2 protein-coding genes and 2 pseudogenes are annotated in these 5,354 nt (G+C 60.2%); 2 read left to right on the forward strand and 2 right to left on the reverse strand.

What is annotated here, in order from left to right:
- Positions 1-333: 333 nt before the first annotated feature.
- Positions 334-1,776, reverse strand: a complete 1,443-nt coding sequence (locus AB5S17_RS23230) for a diguanylate cyclase (RefSeq protein WP_369243557.1) — start codon at positions 1,774-1,776, stop codon at positions 334-336.
- Between the two features lie 394 nt (positions 1,777-2,170).
- Here AB5S17_RS23230 and AB5S17_RS23235 point away from each other — a divergent pair, with 394 nt between their 5' ends.
- Complete coding sequence (locus AB5S17_RS23235; protein ID WP_369243558.1) at positions 2,171-4,171, forward strand: putative bifunctional diguanylate cyclase/phosphodiesterase; 2,001 nt, start codon at positions 2,171-2,173, stop codon at positions 4,169-4,171.
- Positions 4,172-4,350: 179 nt separating this feature from the next.
- Here the strand turns inward: AB5S17_RS23235 and AB5S17_RS23240 are convergent.
- Positions 4,351-4,518 (reverse strand): annotated as a pseudogene (locus tag AB5S17_RS23240) (IS256 family transposase); the annotation flags it as partial.
- Positions 4,519-5,021: 503 nt separating this feature from the next.
- Between AB5S17_RS23240 and AB5S17_RS23245 the strand changes: the two are divergent.
- Positions 5,022-5,354, forward strand: a pseudogene (locus AB5S17_RS23245) (sorbosone dehydrogenase family protein); the annotation flags it as partial.

Raw genomic sequence — 5,354 nt, forward strand, 5'->3', positions numbered from 1 at the left:
ACATGGCGACCTCCCTCGGGAACCGCCAATTCGCTCCTCAACTGCATCAGTTGTGAGTCAGACCCCCGTTTGGACGCCGATGAGGGGTCCCGTTCCAAAGCCGTTTGACAGGCACCGGCTACGGCCTCGCCCTCGAAGGCATCAGCGCCGCCGAGGTCGCGCGCTCGATGGCTATCCAGGGCTGATCCGACATGCCGCGCCCGGCTGCCTGCCGGGCGTCGGCCTCCGCTCAAGTGTCGACTGGACTGAAGCCGGTCGGCGAAGTAAACCTCTGGTTGTGTTTGGCTGATCGAGACTCATGGCGTGTCGCCGAATGACAGCGAGGAGCCGCCGCTAGCCCCGCCTTGATATCTCTCGCATCGCTCCACCGAACCCAAGCCGCTCCATCTGCTCTTCGAAGATGACGTAGCCGCCGCGGCCGGAGCTTTTCACGCGGTACAGAGCCACGTCCGCCCGGCGGACCAAATCAAGCTGTGTCAGCGTATCCCGGAAGGCGATGGCGACGCCGATCGAGATTCCGATGACCACCTGTTGCTTGGCCACCTCGAACGGGCTCTGAATGGCCTCGACGATGCGGCGTGAGAGAACTTCAATCTCCATTCGGTCGGTGACCGCGTCTCGCAGAACCGCGAACTCGTCACCCCCCAGCCGCGCGACCATGTCCTTGCCGGACACCAACGAAAGCAGCCTCGCCGCCACCTGGCGGATCAGTTCGTCACCTGCCTGGTGGCCGAGGGTGTCGTTGACGTCCTTGAAGCGATCTAGATCCAGATAGAGCACCGCGAAGCTTCGCCTCGTCTGCTCGAACTCCTGAAGCCGTTGTTCAAGTCGCTGATCGAAGGAGAAGCGGTTCGCGAGGCCGGTCAGCGCGTCGTGATGCGCCATATGCTCGATCTGCCTCTGTGAACTTACGAGCTTGCGGGTCGTGCGGTAGAGCCGGAACAGAAGGAGCCCGGCGAGCAGCAGGATGACCATCCCTGCTCCCGCCAGGATCGGCACCATCCGGTCGAGCACTTTCATTCCCGGCTGCTGCACCGTCCAGAGCAGATAGCCGATGTCTGTGCCGTCAGTCGCCAGCGGAAACGCGGCCTCATGAGGGCCGAGATGCCCGGTCCAGGAGAACCGCGGGTTCCGGATCAGGAAGTCCGACGCCAGCTTCGACAGGAACGGCCCGTCGAGGAACTCGACCGCCACGTGGACCGGTTCCTGTCCCGCCGCCTGATGGATCTTGCCGGTGTCGGAAATGATTGCCGCGGCGCTCACGACGGCCGGTCGGTTCTCCAGGAGCACGTAGCGCCGAACGAATGTCGGCGCATCATCGAGAGAAGCCGCCGTCCTTCTGAGCCGCCGGAGCCGGGCCACGATCGGCGCAAGAATTGCCGCGTGCGAGAAGTAGGTGTCCGGCGCCAGTCGGGTGCCGCCGATCATCGCATAGATGGAGTGATCGCCACCGTCGAGAATGAAGACGCGGTCGATCCCGAAGTAGGTGTGCATCCAGACGCCGAGGTTTGCGTCGAGCCAATCCAGGTCGCGCGGGCCGAGTACCTCGTTGACGGCATCGTCCCAGGTGGTGGACGTCTGCTGGTTTCTCGTCACATCCGCGATCCGCTGATCGAGCAGCCGCCGGACAAGGGTGGTTTCGCGCTGAATGGAGTCGGCATCGGTCTCGGTGGCAGACCAATAGGCTGTGAACGCGACGAAGACGCCGGTCAGGATCAACAGGCCGAGAACCGGCAAAAAATATGCGGCCGTCAGCCGCGTCGTCCGCACATCCATGCCGCCGCCACCTTGAACAGTCCTTCAAGATGTACAGGCCATTAGATGCCAAAGGGTTATCGACAGGCAAAAATGGAACATAAGCATGTAGTATATTCGATGGTCATCCGGGAAGCCGTAGGCGCTGCCGTGGATGGGCTTTATCGCAGTCTGCTAGAGCATTAACATTTGATACAATCGGCGCATTATTGTAACCTTTACTTGCTTTATCTCTCCAGTGCGGGGCACGGCATTTCGGCACTCCCGCTATGATTTGAAATTGCTGATTTTTTTATCCTGTTCATCTCCTTGAATTACGCGGTCAATCTCAAGCTCCTTCACAGTCCCGGCTCTTCCAAACCTCGCGTTCAGGATTCCCTCTTAGGATATCCGTGCAAGGCTAAGGGGACGTCTGATGAGTGTCGCGCAAGTGGCAAAGTGGTTCGCGTTGCGGGATGTATCGCCGAACATCGTCTTAGCCCAATTCAAGGAGCTGCAGCGGCAGGTGCCGCTTCTTTATGCGCTGCTAGCGGTCAACTCTGTCGCGGTTGCCTACACACATTTTGACGTCGCACCTGCCTGGATGACGCTCGCTGTGCCGGCAATGCTGATCTCCGTGTCGATGGCGCGATTGCTGGTCTGGCTGAAGCGCCTAGGCCGCCACGTCGACGTCTCCTCAGCTCTTCGGCAGTTACGTCTCACTATCGTGCTGGCAGTCCTGCTCGCTCTCGCCTACATCGGCTGGGCTCTTGGGCTGAACGGCTATGGCGGCGCATACGAGAACGCCCACGTGGCGGTGTTTGTCGCAGTGACTGTCATGGGCTGCATCTTCTGCCTCATGCATCTGCCTCAGGCCGCGATCGGCGTAACCGTCGCCGTCTTCGTGCCATTCCTCACCTTTTACTTAATCCAAGGTCGTCCGGTCTTCGTGTCGATCAGTCTCAACGTGGTCCTGGTGTCGATCGTCATGCTCCAGGTTCTCATCAACAGCTTCCGTGGCTTCAGCGAAGTCGTCGCCTCGCGGAGCGAGCTGGAGCGGCTAAGCATCGAAAACATGCGGCTTGCTCATACGGATCCGCTGGTGGGATTACCAAACCGCCGCCACTTCTTCGCCGAATTGCAGCGGCGGGTCGAGAGGGCTGCGGCAGATGGTGAGCCGTTCGCCGTGGGGACGCTCGATCTCGATCGCTTCAAGCCCGTCAACGACACCTATGGCCATTTCATCGGCGACAGGCTTTTGGAACAGGTTGCCGAGAGGCTGCGTGCTGCCGGCGGCGATCAAGTTCTCGTTGCACGTCTGGGTGGCGACGAATTTGGTTTCCTGATCGATGCCGGCGAACGGGTGGCTCGGGATACCGCCGAGCAACTTTGCCACGCTGTAGGCGTGCCGTTTAATCTTGAAAGCATGTGTGTGGAAATCGGCGCATCATGCGGCGTGGCTGTGTTTCTGGAAGGCGGACGGACAGCGCATGAACTCTTTGATCACGCCGACTATGCGCTCTATCATTCAAAAAGTGAGCGTCGTGGGGCAGTTACGGTCTATTCTGCCGAGCACGAACGCCAGATCAAACCCGAACGCGCCATCGAGGCAGCGCTGCGCACAGCAAACCTCGATGACGAGATGGAGCTTCATCTCCAGCCGGTGGTCGATGGCCATACTGGCGGCGTTGTCGCAGTCGAAGCTCTGGCGCGCTGGCACAGCCCCATGCTCGGCGACGTCCGACCTGACGTCTTCATCACGGTCGCCGAGCGGACTGGTCTGATCCAGAACCTGACGATGGTGCTTCTCGGTAAGGCGCTTACGCTGATTGAACGACTGCCGCCAGAATTAAAGCTATCATTCAACCTTTCGGCGCACGACGTCACAAACTCCGAGACACTAGTCGCCCTGACCACGCTTATCCGTCGGAGAAACGTCGACCCGTCGCGCCTTATCTTCGAGTTGACGGAAACGGCTGTCATGCGCGACTTCGCGGCGGCACAGAGGTCAATTCTGCTGTTGCGTGCGCTCGGGGTGCAGATTGCCCTCGACGACTTTGGCACCGGCTATTCGAGCCTCGGTTATCTGAACCGCTTGTCCGTGGACAAGGTCAAGGTCGACCGGAGCTTCGTCAATGGCTGCACGACGGGGCCGGGCCTGAATATCCTGCGTTCGGTCCTGGCGTTGTACTCCTCCCTGAAACTAACATGCGTAGTGGAGGGGGTGGAGGAAGCCGACCAGTTGAGGATACTTCGCCAACTCGGCTATAGGGAGTTCCAAGGATATCTGTTCGGCCGCCCCATGCCATTCGACGACTTGACGACGTGGCTCGACCGGCACGCCGGTGCCTTTAGCTCAGACGGACCACAGCAGCAGAGCCAGCAGAGCGGATATTATCCTTTTGCTTCAAGCCTCCGCCAGACGTCGGCTACATGAATCGTCGTCGTTCCACCTCGCCGATGGCGTTGATTGGCGAGGGACCCTGGCGCAGATCGATGAACCGACCGTTTGGTCTCAATTGGCCGCGCAGGGTTCAGCGTCACGGCGTAGTAACGCCCGAGCTCGCGCCCATTCGCACCTGAGCTATGACCGAAGTTGGGTGACGGGTCCGATCGGGCGGCGCGTTGGTCGGCGGCCGCGGTGACGGCGACACCGTCTCTAAATTTGATGCCGGCGATGACCATCGGCAAGCGGTTTTCGCTTTTCAGTCTTCTCCATGTCTTGCCGGCGGCCATCGCGAACTTGAAGATTATCAGCCGCGCCGTCTTTTGCGACAGGGCTCCGTGAACTTGCTTCGCGAGAGTGGAAAGCGTTTTCGCATTTACGCGGCCCGTCTTTCGAACTGAAGCGGGCTGACGAAGTCAAGTGTGATACGGCGTGCGAATTTTGCATGCCGGTCCACATGCCCAGACCTGTTGTGGCTTCACGGCTCGTTTCGCGCCGACCGTTCGCCCTGCGTTCCACGCTCGTCGAGCCTTGACCGCCGGATCATACTCGGAGTGTCCCATTGCGGTTCTCCTTCGTCCGGAATGGCCGAGGGAGAAGGATCGACGATCGTCAACGTGGATCGAACGGGCCGAAGGCGAACCGTCCGGTTGGAGTACAGCAGGCGGGAAGCTGCCAAGAGCTTCGACCGGTTGCTCGTTGGCAAGATGATTGGGACCGATGCGGGAGCGTGAAATGCCTTGACGGAGCCTCATGTCACGATGAAAACCGCTTATCTGTGCCAAACCCCTGCAGGTGTTGGTACTCTCCCTACATGCTCTTCAGAACGAGACGGTCGACTATGGGAATTGTTGCGAAGGCAACTGAAGTCGTGGGTGGCGCTGTCGCGCTCGTCAGGCGCTTTGGTTCTCCGTCGCATCAAGCCGTCGGGCTGACACCCCAGATTCCGGCTGCGCGGAAACAAGGAATCATGACTTTGAAGCTTCCCGCCGCAGAGGGCTGGAAGAACGGGCGTCTGCCCACCCCTGCGCCGGGGCTTCAGGTCAATGCCTTTGCGTCGGACCTCGATCATCCCCGCTGGATCGAGGTCCTTCCCAATGGCGACGTCCTCGTGGCGGAATCGAAGGAACAGCCGGAGACGCCGCGCAGCCTCATGGACCACGCGCAGCAGGCC

Origin of the sequence: Jiella sp. M17.18 (assembly GCF_041027365.1) — a bacterium.
Lineage (GTDB): Bacteria > Pseudomonadota > Alphaproteobacteria > Rhizobiales > Rhizobiaceae > VKMB-3413.